Raw genomic sequence first — 601 nt, 5'->3', positions numbered from 1 at the left:
GCTCGTCTTCCGAGAGCTTTTCCGACTTCTTGCCGTAGAGCGCCTGGTTCATCTCGGCGATCAGGCTCTCCTGCCGCCGGGTCGTCTCCTCGAGCTCGCCGACGCGCCGCATCAGCAGGGCGACGGCGGCGCGCTGCTCCTCGGGGATGGCGGAAAGGTCGATTGCGGGGGCGTCGGTCATGCTGGCAGCATAGACCGGCGCGCGCCGCGGCAGGCGGGGAAAACACCCCGCGAGTCATTCCGCCACAGCAGGCCGCCGAGCCTCGAGCGCCTTCACCCGGCGCCAGTCGAGCCCGGCGAAGAGCGCCTCGAACTGCGCCCGGTTCAGCGACATGATCCCGTCGGTCACCGGCGGCCAGGTGAACGTCGCCTCCTCCAGCCGCTTGTACGCCATCACCAGCCCCGTGCCGTCCCAGAACAGGATCTTCAGCCTGTCAGCCCGCTTCGAGCGGAAGACGAAGACCGCGCCCGCAAACGGATCCTCCTTCAGTGCCGATTGCACCAGCGCGGCAAGGCCATCATGGCCCTTGCGGAAATCTACAGGCTTCGTCGCGATCAGGATCCGCACCCGGTCGGATGGGATCATGCCAGCGCCCGCACC

General features: G+C 68.1%; 1 protein-coding gene and 1 pseudogene. Both read right to left on the bottom strand.

What is annotated here, in order from left to right; translation table 11 throughout:
• Positions 1 to 181: pseudogene (locus HCC78_RS33035) on the bottom strand (IS66 family transposase); the annotation flags it as partial.
• Between the two features lie 54 nt (positions 182 to 235).
• The coding region (gene tnpB / locus HCC78_RS33030; RefSeq protein ID WP_216671432.1) for an IS66 family insertion sequence element accessory protein TnpB at positions 236 to 601 on the bottom strand (366 nt) is incomplete at its 5' end.

This window comes from Mangrovicoccus sp. HB161399 (assembly GCF_013184745.1).
GTDB lineage: Bacteria > Pseudomonadota > Alphaproteobacteria > Rhodobacterales > Rhodobacteraceae > Mangrovicoccus.
The sequence above is the reverse complement of the archived record's forward strand: the minus strand, read 5'-3'. Positions and strand labels throughout refer to the sequence as shown.